The organism is Amycolatopsis sp. NPDC102522 (assembly GCF_055584485.1).
In genome coordinates, this window is the sequence record NZ_JBVJLY010000024.1 from 58,016 (window position 1) to 71,105 (window position 13,090).

Below are 13,090 nucleotides of genomic sequence, written 5' to 3' on the forward strand. Positions count from 1 at the left end.
GTCATTCCTCCCCGCACACGCACTGGTCGAGGTCGACGCGGCAGTCGCGGCAGATCCCGGCGGTGACGTGGTAGGGCTCGCGCTCGGTCCAGTTCCCCAGCGGGCACGGGATCGCGATGGACGCCTTGCAGCCGCCGTCGGGATCGGTGTCGACGCAGCCACGCGGGCACGTCCTCTGGTCAGCCACGGCGCACCGCCTTGCGCTGCCATTGGCGGCGCCACTGCGCGCGGGTGCATCGGAGGCACGCCCGGCGGCCGTCGCGGTATCGGTACACGTTCGCGCGCTCGTTCGGCCCGGGGGTGGTGGCGCAGTCGCCGATGCGGTGTCCGCGGCCGCAAGCTGTCTCAGCCACGGCTCTTCTCCCGTCCGGCGGCGTCCGGTGTGGACTGTTCGCGTTCGGCGCGGGCCCGGTCGACGACGGCCTGCCACTCGGCGTCGGTCAGCACCGGGATCTCGACCGCTGGCCCGTCCCAACCGGCCGCCTCGTCCAGGGGCCAGCTGGTGGTGGTCGAGCGATACACGTCTCCCGCGTCCCCTTGGACGGCCATACCGCCGGGCACGGTGTCGCCGGGGAAGAACACCCGCCGCGCGGACTGTGGCGCGCGTTCGCGGCCGTGGCCGAGCAGCTCGACGCCGATCATGCGTCCGTCAGCGGTCCAGTCGATCAGGGACGGGGCTTCCTCGGTGGTGCGATGTACCGGCTCGTTCAGGATCTGGACGTACCACGGGTCGTTGTCGCTCCCGACTCCGACCTTCCCGGTCAGGTGGCGTCGACCAACGAGGTCGGTGTCCGGCACCGGCGGCCGCCAGCCGTCCGCGATGAGCGCCTGCTCGACCTGCTCGGCGACGTACGCCGCGAACTCGGTGGATCGCGTCGGTGCGACGTCGTCCGGCCCGACCGGATTGAGCGCTTCGAGGACGGCGAGAGTGGCCGTCCGGAACCCCGGTTCACCTCCTGACGAAACCCGTGACGAAACGAGTGGTTGATCACCTGACACCGGAGAGGCAGTCCCAGGCGCCACAGCAGCCACATGCGCCCCGGGAACGACGCCTTGAGAATGATCGTCCCAGCCCGAAGTCGCCCCACCGTGGTCATGATCATGGTCGAGGTCGAGTTCCGCCGACAGCTTCCGAGCAGCCGCGAGGATCGCCTCACCGGCGCCGGGCTCAGGCAGGGCGAGGGCGTCGAGGTGGGCGAGGACGGCGTGACCGGTGCCAAGGCTGGCAGCGACGATGGCGAGGTTCGTGGCGGTCAAATGTGCTGACGCGACAAGGGATTCGGCATGTGCGATCCAGGTCAAAGCCTTCTCGCGGTGGGTGGGCTGGTTCACGGTTTCTCCTGGTCGGTGGTGCGGGCTGGGTGGTAGCCGCGGAGCGGGACACGACCGCCTCGACCTGCGCGGGTGCAGCGTTGGCGTGGTGCGGCGTGGCATGCGGGGCAGTCGCGGAGGAGGGGGCTGGTGGCGAGTTCGGCGGGGAGGTCTTGGGCGGGGACGTACGGGGCGTCGGGGGTGTCTTGCCAGAGCCCGGTGCGGAGGTTCGCTCTGCCGCGTCGGCGGGTCATGGGATGCCTCGTCGGGTTCGGCGGCCGCCTCGGCAGACGAAGCACGAGCCGTCGGGGTCGAGGTAGGCCTGGCAGGCGTCGCAGATGGGCGGGTCGGCTGCTCGCAACTCGGCGATGAATTTCGGTGGTTCGCCGGTCTGGTCGCGCGCTGTGGATGGTTGCGTTGGGTCGGAACCAAGTTGTTGGTCGTCTTTAGGTGGTTGGTCACTTGGTAGTTGCTCGCCTGGGAGAGCGCTCAATCGCTCAAATCGAGCGCTCATTCCGTCCGTAACGGTGTTTTCCGAGCGGTCATTAGGTTCGGGCGCCTCGGTTTGACCGCTCTTCTGAGCGAGCGGAGTTTCTTCTTTATCCACAGGGGAATCCGAGTTATCCACAGAGGACAGTCCAGTTTGATCGCTCCCCTGGGAGAGCGGAGTTTCCGTTTCCTCATCGGAATGAGCGCTCCCCTGAGGGAGCGGTGAAACCGGGGCGATCGACAGCACCCGCTCGCTCGGAGGCAGCATCGGGATCCGCGTGAACAAGTCCTTCGGCGCCGTCAGCCGGTACTCCGACGACTTCCCCCGACCACCCCGGCCGCCCCCGCGAGTCACCAGCGCGATCAGCCCGTACTCGATCAGCGCGGCCAGATGCTTCCGGACCGTGCTCTCCCCCTGCTTCATCACCACCGCCAGCACAGGCGGTCCTGGCCGCACACGCGAACCGTCCGCGTCCGCGTACGTGGCCAAGGTGAACGCGGTGTACTTCAACCGCATCGGCAGATCCGCGCGCCGGATGATCCGCTCCCAATCGAAGCGGCCACACGGCTGCACCCAGTCGTCGTCTCGCACGGCGGTCATGCCACCCGCCCGTCACGGATCGGGGTGACCTGCGCGGCGAGCTCGGAGGCCTCGGCCGCGGGGACACCGAGCGCCCGGAGGCGGCGGTACTCGTGCGGGTTGCGGTGCCAGCGGAGAAGGTCTTCGGCCGTGCGGTCGTCGGGGACCATGGCGGCGAGGAGGACGGCGAGGGCGCGGGCGCCGGCGAGCGGGTCGCCGTAGAGCTGCTCGGCGTCGGCGAGCATCGCGTCCACGTGCATGGGGTCGTCGCGGCGGACGGCGTGCACGAGCTTCTCCGCTGAGGACACAAGGGTTTCGAGGTACCGGTCGCCGGTGAGTGCGGTACTGGACACGAGGGGCCTCCTCTCGATGTTGTTGGGGTGGCGCTGGCCGGACCGCGGTGAGCAGGCCCGACCAGCGCCGGTTCATGGGTGGACGTCAAGCCCGGCGTTCGACGTCTCTGGCGAGCAGGCCGAGGTCGCCGGGGTCGGGCCACATCGCGTCCTCCCCCGCTTCCTCGATGAGTTCGTCGAGGGTGTTGAGGACGCTCACGACGACGGCTCGGCGGGACGCCTCGTTCATGCCGGGTGCGGCGTCGCGGGCGCCGTTGAGGAGGCGGGTGATGTCGTCGCTCATTCGTCGTCCTCGACGGCGTCCTGCTCGTCGTCGAGCTCCTCGGTCTTCAGTTCCGAGATGACCTTCAGGACGTCGTCGAGCGCTTCCGGTCCGACGAGGACCTCGCGGGCGCGGCCGCCGAAGAACGGGCCCACGATGCCCAGCCGGAACAGGTCCTCGAGGAGCCCGTCCGCGCGCTTGGCGGTGGTGCGAAGGCCTCGGGTCAGCAGCGACGGGAGCGCGTACTGGGAGGTGATGACGAGGTCTGCGGCCTTGCCGAGTTCGCGGGTGTCGCGCGGGAGCGCGGGGAATCCGGTGATGACGCCGGACGACTCCCGCACGCCAGACGGGGTGAACGTCTTCGGCGGCGGCGGGGTGTCCCGCTTCGGGATGGGCGGCAGGTCCGGGGTGTGGATGTCGCCGCCCGGTTCGTGCCCGTTGGACGGGGATTCCTCGAGGTCCCAGCGGATCGGGGCGAGCGCGCCGCGGTAGTGCTCGCCGATCTGGACGAGGAGGTAGCGGTTCTGGTGGGTGCGGAACAGCTGGATGGGTTCGCCGAGTTTGGACGCGACCTTGGTGAAGGGGGCGAGGCGTCCGGCGCCGATGTCGGTGCGGTTGGCGACGGGGACAGTGCCGCCTTCGCTGGAGACGTAGGCGTCGACGTCGACGTGTTCGAGGACGTGCCAGAGGCGGCGCGGGAAGTCGTCGACGCCCTGTTCGTGGAAGGACAGTTGGACGCCGTCCTCGAACAGGTTGGGGTCTTCGGACACGGTGACGTGGCCGAGGTCGACGGAGATGTGGAGCTGGTGGCCTTCGCCGTCTTTGTCCTTGCTGGCCTTGGATTTGAAGGTCGCGATGACCGCTTTGACGTCCTCGATGCCCCACAGGGAGGGGCGGGCGAGCTGGCCGTAGGCGACGACGTTGGTGTGCCCGACGGCGAACCGGTCCGTGCTCGTGCCGACGAGGAGGTCCTGCTTGCCCGGCTCGGCGCCGCGTTCACCGCGGGTGGTGTGGAGCAGGACGCCGGCGGTGACGCCGTCGTTCCGGTCGCTGCTGGCGGTGTGCTGGAGGAGTTTCAGGAGGTCGATCAGGTCGGCTGTTTCGACTTTGATGCTGCTCAACGGCGGTGTCCTTTCTGGACTGTGGGGAGGGGCGGGAACCCGGTGAGGGGTTCGTCTTCGGGGAGTCGCCGTCGGCGTGCGGGTCGGCGGGGCTTGGGGCTGATGTGGGTGTCGCCTTCGTAGATCGCGTTGCACTTCGGGCCGCGCCGTCGCCGCACGCTTTCCGGGTCGGTGAGCGGGCGGTGACAGCGACGGCACTCGGTGCTCATGACGCGGGCACCTCCGCGGGGTACTGGTCCCAGATCTGGCGGTCGAGTTCGCGACCAGAGGCCTTGGTGCCGACGCGGTAGACGCCCATCCAGGCCCCGACTTCTGCTTCGGCGGTGGCTTCGTCAACGACGCGGCCGGTGCGCTCGCAGACGTAGGCGTCGGGTTCGCGGTCGGCCCACCGGTCGGTGTGGCCGGTGCCGTCCGCGTTCGCGAGCCGGACGGTGGATGCCCAATCGCCCCACTGCTTGAAGTGGAACGGGATTGCGGCGTCCTGGCACTGGTTCCGCAGGGTGCGTGCCCACCCGACGGGCATCGGGCGGGCGTCCTTTCCGGACTCGCCGCCGACGACCACCCAGTCCAGACCCGGTTTCGTGATGAGGTCCCGAACTGGGATACCGGCCGGGCTGGTCGGTTCCGGATACTCCGGGCCCCACGTGGGTTCGCCGTACAGCCAGTAGGGCGTAAGGCGGACCGGGCCGAGGAGCGGTTCGGCCGAGATCCAGCGCACGGCGGCCGGAGTGTCAAGCAGGGCAGGGATGCGGATGTTCGCCCACCGCTGGTTTTCGACGGACACGCCGAGCCACAGGTTCGGCAGCGGCCAGACGAGCGGCGTCGGGCAGTCGACGAGCGCGAGGTCCCGCTCCATCTCCCGGAGCCGCGCCTCGATCTCCGACATGACCGCCCGCATCCGGGCGTGCCGCTTCGTCAGCAGCTGGAACTGGTGGCGCGGGTTCCACCAGATCCGGGCGAACACCTCGACGATGAAGTCCAGCGACACCGCGTCGTGGAACAGATCCGACATCGAGTTGACGAACACGCGCCGCGGCTTGCGCCACCGCATCGGGTCGTCGAGCCGCTCGGGAACGGTCTTGACCTTGCCGTTGAACTGGCCGCCGTCGGTGAGGTCGGCGTACAACGGCAGGTGCTTGAGTCGGGTCGCCGCAAGGGTTCCGGCGTAGCAGTGGTCGCACCCGGCGGAGACCGGGGTGCAGCCGACGACGGGGTTCCACGTCTCGTCGGTCCAGGAGATGCCGGTGCTCATGAGTCCTCCTTCGCGCGCCAGCTGTCGACGGCGTCGCAGACGAGCGCGAGACGGCGCGGCCCCATGCCCGGCAGCTGCGCGAGCACCGACGTCTCGCCGTCCGTGCGGTGTTCGTCGACGAGCTGCGCGACCGCCTCGGCGGTGTCGTGGCCCGCGCTCCGGAGCGGACCGGTCTGGTGGTGCGACAGGCCGTGCTCGTGCAGCACCTTGAGGTCGGTCACTTCGGGGACCTCCGTCCCCGCGCGGACGCATACCGTGGCGGCCGTACCGGCGGCAGTGGGCGAACGAACCCGCATGCCCACACGGCGGTGTTCTCGTACACGTCCATCGCCTCACGGGAATGCCCGTCCGGGCACGGCACCGCACTCGATTCGATGCGGTTCATGTGTTTGCCGTACGCCTGCCTGTAGGCCGTCACGCGGACCACCGCCCATCCAGCTCGGTCCGGATCTGGCCGAACAGCGCGCCCCACGGCTCGACGTCCGGCACGACCTCCTCGGTCGCGAGATCGGCGCCACGCGGCCACGGCCGACCGCATTCGCACGGCCCCGGCTCGGAGCCGGGCTCGGCGACCGGCCACCGGCAGGCGTGCACCGCGGCCGGGCGGTTCTGTGCCTCGTCGGCGATCTCGTCGAGCGTCTGGTTCGCCGCGTCCCGGTCCCGTTGCGCGGCGGCGAGTTCGTTGGCGAGCCGGGCGTTGTCGGCCTGGAGAAGTTCGACGCCGCCGGACGGCAGGCCCTCGGCCTCGCGGAGCTGTGCGCGGGCGGTGTCCCGCTCGGCGCGCGCCTCGTCCCGCTCGGTTTTCACCTGGACGACGTCGATTTTGAGCGCTTCGACCGCGGACTTCAGCTTGTCGAGCGAGCCGTCTCGGGTGGCGACCATGCTTCGCAGCTCGGTCACCCGCGCTTCGAGCCGCCGCTTGTCCGCCTGGAGCTTCCGCACCTCTTCGTCGTCGACGACCGGCACCGCGGGCGCGGGCACGCCGTTGGCGACGAGCGGCCGGACGGCGTCGGCGAGCGTCTTGAGGTACTCGGGTGTGGCGGGGTCGTCGCCGGAGCGTTTGGTGAACTGGCCGTCGGTGCGCTTGAGCACAGCGAGCACGTCGATGTTGGTCACGACTCCTCCAGCTTCTGGAGGAGGTTCGGTCCGCCGTGCTGGGCGAGGAGCTTCAGCGCGGCGCGGCCGCCGTTGTGCCGAGCGACCTGCGCGGCAACAGCACGGCCGAGCGCGAGCTGTTCGATCACCGGCTGGCCGCCGTTGAGGAGGTGCACGAGCCGGGACACGTCGTGGATGCCGGTGACGACGAGCACGACGACCGGGTCCGGGCCGAAGCCGTCGCAGGTGTCCTTGTCGTAGGCGCGGGACTCGTACATCACGCACCGCCCCGGAGGATGCCGCGCCGGAACCCGGCCATGACCGCCAACTCGCGGCCATTGACACCGAGCCGCTTGAACATGTTGGCCGTGTGCGCCTTGGTGGTCAGGTGCGACAAGCCGAGCCGGGTGCCGATCTCCTTCTGCGTCAGACCCTCGGCGATCAGCTCCAGCACCTGGGCCTGCCGCTCGGTCAACCCGGCCACTTTCGCCGCCTCCAACGACACGGTCGTGGACCCGAGCTCGTAGGGCGCGGTGAAGAACTTCAGGCGCTGGACGCTCCCGGGGTGTTCGTTCAGGACGATCCCAACGGCGGCCAGTTCGGTGACTGCGGTGTCGATGGCATTCGGGTTGGCGGCGATGACGGCCGCGTATCGCATGGGGCGTCTTACAGCCATGGTGTTCTCCTTCGGGCCGCTTCCCCAGTGGCGGCGATGTCGGCGAGGCGCCACATGGGGGCCTCAACGGTCGTTTGTGGACGGTGTCGGGCGACCGCGATGTTCGTGCGGGTGACGAGACGGCGCAGCGACTCCCGCCACTGCCGGCGGGTCACAGCTCGATCCCTTTGCCAGTGCGATGAACGGGGCAGTCCTCAATGTTGGCGCCGTCCTCGCCGCAGGTTCCGCAGGCATTCATGCGGCCACGCCTTTCCGGGCGGCCTGCTCGACTTCGCCGAGCGTCAGCGCGCCGATCAGCCCGAACCGAGTCATCTCGTTCCCGTCGAGGAGGACAGAGACCTCGATCGTGTGGCCGGACATGATCTGGCCCCGGACGTTCAGGTGTCCCATCGCGCCGGACGCGAAGCCGCGGATGCGGCAGTTGTCGAGGTGCTCAGCCCATTTGATGAAGTCGTCGGTGTCGCGGTCCGGCAGCAGGAACGCGAGCCGGAACGGGCTGAGGGAGAACTGTTTGATGGCCTGGTTCCCGATCCGCCAGCGTTCGGCGTGCTCGACGACGTGCAGCAGGGTGCGGATGGTGGTCATCGGATCCACCGCCCCAACAGGTCGATGACGCCGAGCAGGAAGACCGGGCCGAGGGCGGCGATCGCCAAAGTCAGTCCGACGACCACGGCCCACTGCCCAGCCACCTCAAGCAGGTCCCCCGCCCGGGTGCGCTTCGAGTGCGCGCTCATGACCGCACTGCCTCGGCCTGTCGGATCGGCCAGCCGTAGCTGACCTCCCGGTCGATCCGCTCACGCCGGAAGTAGTCCGCCAGCGACGACTGCTGCTCGCGGTGCCACCCGACCTGCAAGTCGAACAGCTCCTCCAGCGACCGCTCGGCCAGCAGCGGGTACCGGCGCGCCATCTTCCAGAGAATCCGGGCTGACGCCAATGCGTCCGCCGTAGCGTTGTGCGCCTCGTCCTCGGCGAGCGGCACCCCGTAGAACTCGGCCGTCTGCACGAGCTGCCGCTTCCCCTTGCGGTGCGAGAAGTGCTTGTCGAGCACGTAGGTGTCGAGAACGGCCTTCCGCATGCTGACGCCAGCAGGTTGGGCGCGCGGCCAGTGGCGGCGCAGCTCAGCGTCGAGAACGGTGAAGTCGTAGCCGACGTTGTGGCCGATCACCGGGATGCCGTAGTCCCACGCCTGTTCGATCGTCTCGGCGACCTCGGCCACGACATCCTTCGCCGCCTGGCCGTGCTCGTGGGCGTGTTCGGTAGTGATGCCGTGGATCGCGGTCGTCTCGGCCGGGATCTCCTCGCCATCCACGTTGGACAGCCACGTCGCGACGTCCTTGGTCTTGGCGACGGGGTCGATCAGGATCGTCGTCGCAGTGACCACGCGCGCCTCTTCCGGGAACCGGGACGTGGTCTCCAGGTCGAATGCGAGGTACTTGCCCTCCATCCAGCCAGTCATTGCTCCGCGCCTTCCTGCTCGTGCGCGGTCAGGTCCGGGTCGTCGTCGCGGTAGCCGTTCTCCTCGGCGACCTCGTCGTCGACGTCCTCGGCCTCAAACTGCTCCGGATCCCCTTCCTCCTCGACCGCCGGCGTCTCCGGCCGTGGCTCCTCGGCGACAGGCGTGGCCGACTGCGTGCCGGGGTTCATCAAGGCGGCGACCTCGCCCTCGATGACCTTGCGCCGCTCAGGCGTAGCGGACTTCCACTCGCGCTTGAACTCGGCCACGCGGTCCTCGGTCGACTCGACGAGCGGCCGAGCCACGAAGATCGCGGACTTGCCTCGCGTCACGAGCAGCGGGATCTGCTTCGGCTTGTCGATGTGGCTGAGGTGGCTGATGCGGGTGCCGCCGACCGCTTGCCCGCCGAACCGGACTTCGGGGTCGCAGTAGAGGGTGACGCGACGCCCGGTGTACTTGGACGCGTCGGGCCCCCAGCACGCCACGAGCACGCGGCGCATGCTTTTCCCTGGACGCCAGACGCGCGGGAACTCGGCGAGCTTGATGTTGACGGGCTGCTCGGCGTTGCCCGCGCTGACCTTCTCGATGGTGAACGTTCTCGGTCCACTGAGGAGGTCGACCGCGTCGAGCTGGTCGCTGGTGGGTGCGATGGTGTCGGTGAGGTCCATCAGATCGTCAGCTCCATAAAGGTGGTCCGCTCAGTGGCGGGAAGGCCTTCGGTCTTGGCCAGGTAGTCCGCGGTCATCTCCGCGGCGGTGATCTCGAATTGCTCGGCGGCGGCGATGATCGCTTCGTGCCACACGGGATCGGGGTAGACGCGCTTGTGCCACATCGGCATGCCGCCGGAGAACGAGATGAAGTCCAGCCAGGCGCGACCGGACACCAGCAGCCCGGCCTGGCACTGCGCCACGTACTCGGCGGGCACCTCGCCAGCGAGGATCGTGGACAGCTGCAGCTTCGAGCGGCGCGACTTCACCTCGATCAACCCGTCGTCGCCGACGAGCCCATCGGGCGAGTAGCCCAACTGCCAGGTGGATTCCTTACGGAGCAGGAAACCGACCTCGCGCACGGGCCGCTGATACACCTCGGCGTACAGCTCGCGTGCCCGCAGCTCGTCCTCGATCCCGCGCAGCATGTCGTCGCCCACGTAGGTGGGATCGGTGTAGCCGGTGATGCGTTCGGCCACGAGCTGCGCGACGATGCTGCGGCTCTTGTCGTTGGCGGCGATCTTCAAGGTCTTCGCCGTGACCAGCTGCCCGACGACCGACGCGGTGACAATCCCGCGGCGCTGGTCGTGCCACTCGTCGGACCCCTGGATCACGTCCGGGAATTCGATGAGACCGGTCCGGTCCTGAATGGCGGTCACCGTGTCACCGCCAGCTCCAGGTTCCGCTCGAACTGGTGCAGCGCGAACTCATGCTGTTGGATCTCGCGGTGGTGCTTCGCCGGTGGTGTCCGGTCGTCGCAACGGCACGCGATCCCCAATGCGCCCACGAACGCCTGGCGGCCACAGATTCCACACGGGATGGTCGAGAAGCTCACGACGTCACCGCCGGGGTGTTCCCTGGGGCGTGCTCGTCGGCGTGCTCGACGGTCCCGGCCGCGACGTACCCGGCCAGCTGCTCCAGAGTGATCGGCGTCTGATCGCGTGGGCCGCCGGTCCGCCACCGGTGCAGGTCGCCCTTGTCGGTGTCCCACACCTCGACCGTTTGCCCGCCGATCCTGGTCGTGATCTCGATCATCGTGACCAGGTTTTCCTTGTCGTGCCAGCTGATCTCGATCTTCGGGCAGTCAAGGGTTTTCGCCCACGCCAGCAACGCTTCGGCACCATTCGGCTCACCGGCGTAGAGGTACGCCGAGATCTGCAAGCTGCTGCGTCTACGACTGTCGGACACGTTCACCGGCTGCAAGTGCGGGTGGGCACGGAGGTGCGTGGCGAGCGCGGACAACAGATCGGCCTGCTTCAGGGCGCGCGTCATCGCTGCCCGCCTTTCCCGCCGGTGTCCGGCTTCTGGTCCAGCTCGTCGGCGAGGATCTGATCGACCGTCCGCGATGCGGCCTTCACGTTCACGTGCTTCGCCACCGTCTTCGCCACGTCCTTCACCGTGTCCGTCACGGACTTGGGGGCAGGCTTTTCCTTGCGGGACATCAACTCCACCGCCCATCCGGCTGACGCAGCTCGACGACGACTCGGCCGGACGTGCGGGCCTCGTACCGCATCTCCTCGTACAGGCCGCCCGGCCACACCGGCTTGAACGCGCAGCACGGGCACACCTCGTGCACACCCTCGTGCGGATCCGACAGGGCGCTATCCGGGTCCGCGGTGAGCCGGACCGTCGCGAAGTGACCGAGCTCGCCGCACCGCAGGCACGGGTCCGGCCGTGTCGGCAGCTGCTCCGGGACCACGGCAGGGCGCACGGACTCCGCGGCCTTCTCGCAGGTTCCGGCGGCCACCTCGACACGATGGACACCACGGTGGTGACCCATGCCGAAGTCCATCGGCAGGTCCGACGAGACACCGCGCTGCGCGAGGTACAGGCCCCACCGCGTCGCGCGGATCACGGGGACGGCCAGCGGCACCGGCGGCATGGTGATCGCGATGCGGTCGTTCACGACAGCCACCACCCGACACCGGCCCCGGCCAGCACCAGCGCCGAGATCGTCGCGACGACGAGGCGGGCGATGGTGCGCGAGTGCTCCAGCTCCCAGCGCGCCGACAGCCGGACCGTGGTCGCGACGGCATCCACGACCGCGCCGAAGAACGCCACCACCCGGAACCAGACGAACGCGAAGAACGCCGTGACCCGCGTACCCTTCTCCGCCGCCAGCGCCTCCAAGTCCGCGGTGTGCTCGACCGCGGACTCCTCGAACCCGTCGAGGAAAGCACCGTCCACCTGCAACAGGGCCTGCGTGTCCCGGTTGTCCGGGTCCACCCGGTACCGGCGGCCGCCGTCCGTCGCCACCACGACGACGCCGGGCGGCAACGTGGGAGCGTTCATGGCCGCGTGACGCCCCGTGGCGTCCTCGGCCTTAGACTTCTGTTCGATCATCAGAGGTGTCCTCTCTGTTGGTTAGCCCGCTCCGGAGCCCTGCATGGCGCTGGGGCGGGCGTCTTACTTCCGGGGTTCAGGCGACCTCGCGCCGCTTCTTGGCCTTCTTCGAGCGGGCGGCAGCCATGCGCAGGTAGTGCGCCTGCTGCAAGTTGTCGGCCCGCCGAGCGCGTTCCTCCGGGCTGAGGTCTCCGTTGGGGTCGGCTTCCGCCTCGAACTTGGCGCGCATCGCCCGACGAGCGGGCTCAGTCGCCGCGGTTCGGTCGCCGGTCTTGCCCCACCGGGTGTGAGCGGCGATCCGCGCACGGCGGGACCGCTCTTCGGGCGTCACGATGCCGCCGCAAGCGAGTCGTCTCCCGCGATCTGCTTCGTGACCTTCGTCGGCAGCTCGATCAGGTCACCGACAGGGCATTCGAGGATCTTCGCGATGGCGTTGGCGCGCTCGATCGAAAGGCCGCCGTGGCCGCTCTCGCAGTTGGCGAGGTGCTTGACGCTGAGGCCGGGCACCTGGGCCGCAAGCTGAGAGACCTTCAGGCCTTTGGCGACCCGAGTGGCTCGTAACGCTGGCTTCACTTGTGGCATGGGGGAAACGATATGACCAAAGAGGAAGCGAAGTCAACGTAAGGGAAGGTCACGGAATGGAGTATTGCGCCTAGCTGCACATGCGTGCACCCTTGGTTACGGCGAGGGGAAACAAAGTGACGAGATGGGAAGCAAGATTCGGACCGGCAGGGCGCGTGCGGGGGGTTCCTCTTTCGTCCCCTTCGTTCCTCCGGCACTCTGTACGCATGGAAGACCGCGTTCGCCTAGGCGACTACGTCATGGCCAAGCGCAAGAGGATGGGCTACCCGGAACGCATCGACTGGGCGCCGGCGATCGGCATCAGCGCGAAGACGCTCGGGAAGCTCGAACGCGGCGAGCACGTCGGACCCGGCACCCTGGCCGACGTCGAGAACTTCTTCGGCTGGACCCCTGGCGACTGCCGGGTCATCGCGCGTGGCGGTGAGCCAACGTCGGCTGATGCGCCGGCCAGCAAGCCCGATACGCCAGCAGCTCGCCCACCCGCGGTCGATGGTGAGCGTAAGCTGATAGCCGACTGGACCCCCGAGGAGATCACACGCGTCGAGGGAATGTCACTCGACGAGATCGAGGCGGAGGCTCGCGCGATCGGCCGGTTCAGCGGTGACGATGCGCGGCTGCGCTACCAGCACGACGCCGCGATCATCAAGCTCCGCAAGTCCACATGGGTCACCGAGAAGCTGACACCGTAGGTGGCTGACCTGCATGATCGGAAGTCCACAATCGACTCTCGACCCTTCTGCAACCTTCGCGTGACCGCTCTTTCGTCCACTTGGGTGGAAGTCGAGAAAGTGCCTAACTTCTTGTGACGTTTGGCCGACATGTGTCGATAGTCCTCCTGCAATCGGGTTATCACCCGTTACTACGTT

Annotated in this window: 27 protein-coding genes; 2 read left to right on the plus strand and 25 right to left on the minus strand. The window is 68.6% G+C overall.

Translation table 11 applies throughout. The features are described 5' to 3' along the window. Position 1: 1 nt before the first annotated feature. Genes ACZ6YV_RS36720 through ACZ6YV_RS36730 form a run of 3 tightly spaced genes read right to left on the minus strand, consistent with a single transcriptional unit; the run spans position 2 to position 999 of the window. Positions 2-187: a hypothetical protein gene (locus ACZ6YV_RS36720; RefSeq protein WP_465513992.1), complete on the minus strand. Its 186-nt coding sequence runs from the start codon at positions 185-187 to the stop codon at positions 2-4. After that, positions 180-353, minus strand: a complete 174-nt coding sequence (locus ACZ6YV_RS36725; RefSeq protein WP_465513993.1) for a hypothetical protein — start codon at positions 351-353, stop codon at positions 180-182. Before ACZ6YV_RS36725 ends, ACZ6YV_RS36720 begins: the two co-directional genes overlap by 8 nt. Continuing rightward, complete coding sequence (locus tag ACZ6YV_RS36730) at positions 346-999, minus strand: hypothetical protein (protein ID WP_465513994.1); 654 nt, start codon at positions 997-999, stop codon at positions 346-348. The genes ACZ6YV_RS36725 and ACZ6YV_RS36730 overlap by 8 nt, the downstream gene beginning before the upstream one ends. Positions 1,000-1,095: 96 nt before the next feature. Between ACZ6YV_RS36730 and ACZ6YV_RS36735 the strand changes: the two genes are divergently transcribed. Further along, complete coding sequence (locus ACZ6YV_RS36735) at positions 1,096-1,266, plus strand: hypothetical protein (RefSeq protein ID WP_465513995.1); 171 nt, start codon at positions 1,096-1,098, stop codon at positions 1,264-1,266. 295 nt (positions 1,267-1,561) lie between these two features. Here ACZ6YV_RS36735 and ACZ6YV_RS36740 read toward each other — a convergent pair whose 3' ends face one another. The 22 genes from ACZ6YV_RS36740 to ACZ6YV_RS36845 all read right to left on the minus strand — a co-directional run bounded on the left by ACZ6YV_RS36740 (position 1,562) and on the right by ACZ6YV_RS36845 (position 12,224). After that, positions 1,562-2,401, minus strand: a complete 840-nt coding sequence (locus ACZ6YV_RS36740; RefSeq protein ID WP_465513996.1) for a hypothetical protein — start codon at positions 2,399-2,401, stop codon at positions 1,562-1,564. Next, positions 2,398-2,733 (minus strand): hypothetical protein, encoded by a 336-nt coding sequence (locus tag ACZ6YV_RS36745; RefSeq protein ID WP_465513997.1) that lies wholly within the window; start codon positions 2,731-2,733, stop codon positions 2,398-2,400. The genes ACZ6YV_RS36740 and ACZ6YV_RS36745 overlap by 4 nt, the downstream gene beginning before the upstream one ends. Before the next feature lie 85 nt (positions 2,734-2,818). Further along, positions 2,819-3,016 (minus strand): hypothetical protein, encoded by a 198-nt coding sequence (locus ACZ6YV_RS36750; RefSeq protein WP_465513998.1) that lies wholly within the window; start codon positions 3,014-3,016, stop codon positions 2,819-2,821. After that, positions 3,013-4,116: a hypothetical protein gene (locus tag ACZ6YV_RS36755; RefSeq protein WP_465513999.1), complete on the minus strand. Its 1,104-nt coding sequence runs from the start codon at positions 4,114-4,116 to the stop codon at positions 3,013-3,015. The genes ACZ6YV_RS36750 and ACZ6YV_RS36755 overlap by 4 nt, the downstream gene beginning before the upstream one ends. Next, entirely contained in the window at positions 4,113-4,325 is a 213-nt protein-coding gene (locus ACZ6YV_RS36760; protein ID WP_465514000.1) for a DUF6011 domain-containing protein, read from the minus strand. Before ACZ6YV_RS36760 ends, ACZ6YV_RS36755 begins: the two co-directional genes overlap by 4 nt. Next, positions 4,322-5,368: a DUF5131 family protein gene (locus tag ACZ6YV_RS36765; protein ID WP_465514001.1), complete on the minus strand. Its 1,047-nt coding sequence runs from the start codon at positions 5,366-5,368 to the stop codon at positions 4,322-4,324. Before ACZ6YV_RS36765 ends, ACZ6YV_RS36760 begins: the two co-directional genes overlap by 4 nt. Then, on the minus strand, positions 5,365-5,589 hold the full coding sequence (locus ACZ6YV_RS36770) for a hypothetical protein (protein ID WP_465514002.1): 225 nt from the start codon (positions 5,587-5,589) through the stop codon (positions 5,365-5,367). The genes ACZ6YV_RS36765 and ACZ6YV_RS36770 overlap by 4 nt, the downstream gene beginning before the upstream one ends. A 193-nt stretch (positions 5,590-5,782) precedes the next feature. Further along, positions 5,783-6,484: a PspA/IM30 family protein gene (locus tag ACZ6YV_RS36775; RefSeq protein ID WP_465514003.1), complete on the minus strand. Its 702-nt coding sequence runs from the start codon at positions 6,482-6,484 to the stop codon at positions 5,783-5,785. Next, positions 6,481-6,741 (minus strand): hypothetical protein, encoded by a 261-nt coding sequence (locus tag ACZ6YV_RS36780; protein WP_465514004.1) that lies wholly within the window; start codon positions 6,739-6,741, stop codon positions 6,481-6,483. The genes ACZ6YV_RS36775 and ACZ6YV_RS36780 overlap by 4 nt, the downstream gene beginning before the upstream one ends. Further along, a complete protein-coding gene (locus ACZ6YV_RS36785) occupies positions 6,741-7,139 on the minus strand; it encodes a helix-turn-helix transcriptional regulator (protein ID WP_465514005.1) in 399 nt (132 codons plus the stop codon). The genes ACZ6YV_RS36780 and ACZ6YV_RS36785 overlap by 1 nt, the downstream gene beginning before the upstream one ends. A gap of 234 nt (positions 7,140-7,373) precedes the next feature. Next, positions 7,374-7,724 carry a hypothetical protein gene (locus ACZ6YV_RS36790; RefSeq protein ID WP_465514006.1) on the minus strand — a complete coding sequence of 117 codons (351 nt, stop codon included), beginning with the start codon at positions 7,722-7,724 and terminating at the stop codon, positions 7,374-7,376. Further along, entirely contained in the window at positions 7,721-7,873 is a 153-nt protein-coding gene (locus ACZ6YV_RS36795) for a hypothetical protein (protein ID WP_465514007.1), read from the minus strand. The genes ACZ6YV_RS36790 and ACZ6YV_RS36795 overlap by 4 nt, the downstream gene beginning before the upstream one ends. Beyond that, positions 7,870-8,595: an exonuclease domain-containing protein gene (locus ACZ6YV_RS36800; protein WP_465514008.1), complete on the minus strand. Its 726-nt coding sequence runs from the start codon at positions 8,593-8,595 to the stop codon at positions 7,870-7,872. Before ACZ6YV_RS36800 ends, ACZ6YV_RS36795 begins: the two co-directional genes overlap by 4 nt. Next, positions 8,592-9,260, minus strand: coding sequence for a hypothetical protein (locus ACZ6YV_RS36805; protein ID WP_465514009.1), 669 nt, complete (start codon positions 9,258-9,260; stop codon positions 8,592-8,594). The genes ACZ6YV_RS36800 and ACZ6YV_RS36805 overlap by 4 nt, the downstream gene beginning before the upstream one ends. After that, complete coding sequence (locus tag ACZ6YV_RS36810) at positions 9,260-9,958, minus strand: lambda exonuclease family protein (RefSeq protein WP_465514010.1); 699 nt, start codon at positions 9,956-9,958, stop codon at positions 9,260-9,262. The genes ACZ6YV_RS36805 and ACZ6YV_RS36810 overlap by 1 nt, the downstream gene beginning before the upstream one ends. Further along, positions 9,955-10,134: a hypothetical protein gene (locus tag ACZ6YV_RS36815; protein WP_465514011.1), complete on the minus strand. Its 180-nt coding sequence runs from the start codon at positions 10,132-10,134 to the stop codon at positions 9,955-9,957. The genes ACZ6YV_RS36810 and ACZ6YV_RS36815 overlap by 4 nt, the downstream gene beginning before the upstream one ends. Beyond that, complete coding sequence (locus ACZ6YV_RS36820) at positions 10,131-10,571, minus strand: hypothetical protein (RefSeq protein ID WP_465514012.1); 441 nt, start codon at positions 10,569-10,571, stop codon at positions 10,131-10,133. Before ACZ6YV_RS36820 ends, ACZ6YV_RS36815 begins: the two co-directional genes overlap by 4 nt. After that, entirely contained in the window at positions 10,568-10,741 is a 174-nt protein-coding gene (locus ACZ6YV_RS36825) for a hypothetical protein (RefSeq protein ID WP_465514013.1), read from the minus strand. The genes ACZ6YV_RS36820 and ACZ6YV_RS36825 overlap by 4 nt, the downstream gene beginning before the upstream one ends. Beyond that, the gene (locus ACZ6YV_RS36830) at positions 10,741-11,205 is read right to left on the minus strand and encodes a hypothetical protein (protein ID WP_465514014.1); all 465 of its coding nucleotides are present in this window, start codon (positions 11,203-11,205) and stop codon (positions 10,741-10,743) included. The genes ACZ6YV_RS36825 and ACZ6YV_RS36830 overlap by 1 nt, the downstream gene beginning before the upstream one ends. Then, positions 11,202-11,642, minus strand: coding sequence for a hypothetical protein (locus ACZ6YV_RS36835; RefSeq protein ID WP_465514015.1), 441 nt, complete (start codon positions 11,640-11,642; stop codon positions 11,202-11,204). The genes ACZ6YV_RS36830 and ACZ6YV_RS36835 overlap by 4 nt, the downstream gene beginning before the upstream one ends. A 76-nt stretch (positions 11,643-11,718) precedes the next feature. Further along, the gene (locus ACZ6YV_RS36840; RefSeq protein WP_465514016.1) at positions 11,719-11,973 is read right to left on the minus strand and encodes a hypothetical protein; all 255 of its coding nucleotides are present in this window, start codon (positions 11,971-11,973) and stop codon (positions 11,719-11,721) included. Further along, positions 11,970-12,224 (minus strand): helix-turn-helix domain-containing protein, encoded by a 255-nt coding sequence (locus ACZ6YV_RS36845; RefSeq protein ID WP_465514017.1) that lies wholly within the window; start codon positions 12,222-12,224, stop codon positions 11,970-11,972. The genes ACZ6YV_RS36840 and ACZ6YV_RS36845 overlap by 4 nt, the downstream gene beginning before the upstream one ends. Positions 12,225-12,430: 206 nt before the next feature. On the opposite strand from ACZ6YV_RS36845, the gene ACZ6YV_RS36850 reads away from it, so the two are divergent. Next, a complete protein-coding gene (locus tag ACZ6YV_RS36850) occupies positions 12,431-12,913 on the plus strand; it encodes a hypothetical protein (protein WP_465514018.1) in 483 nt (160 codons plus the stop codon). Positions 12,914-13,090: the final 177 nt, after the last annotated feature.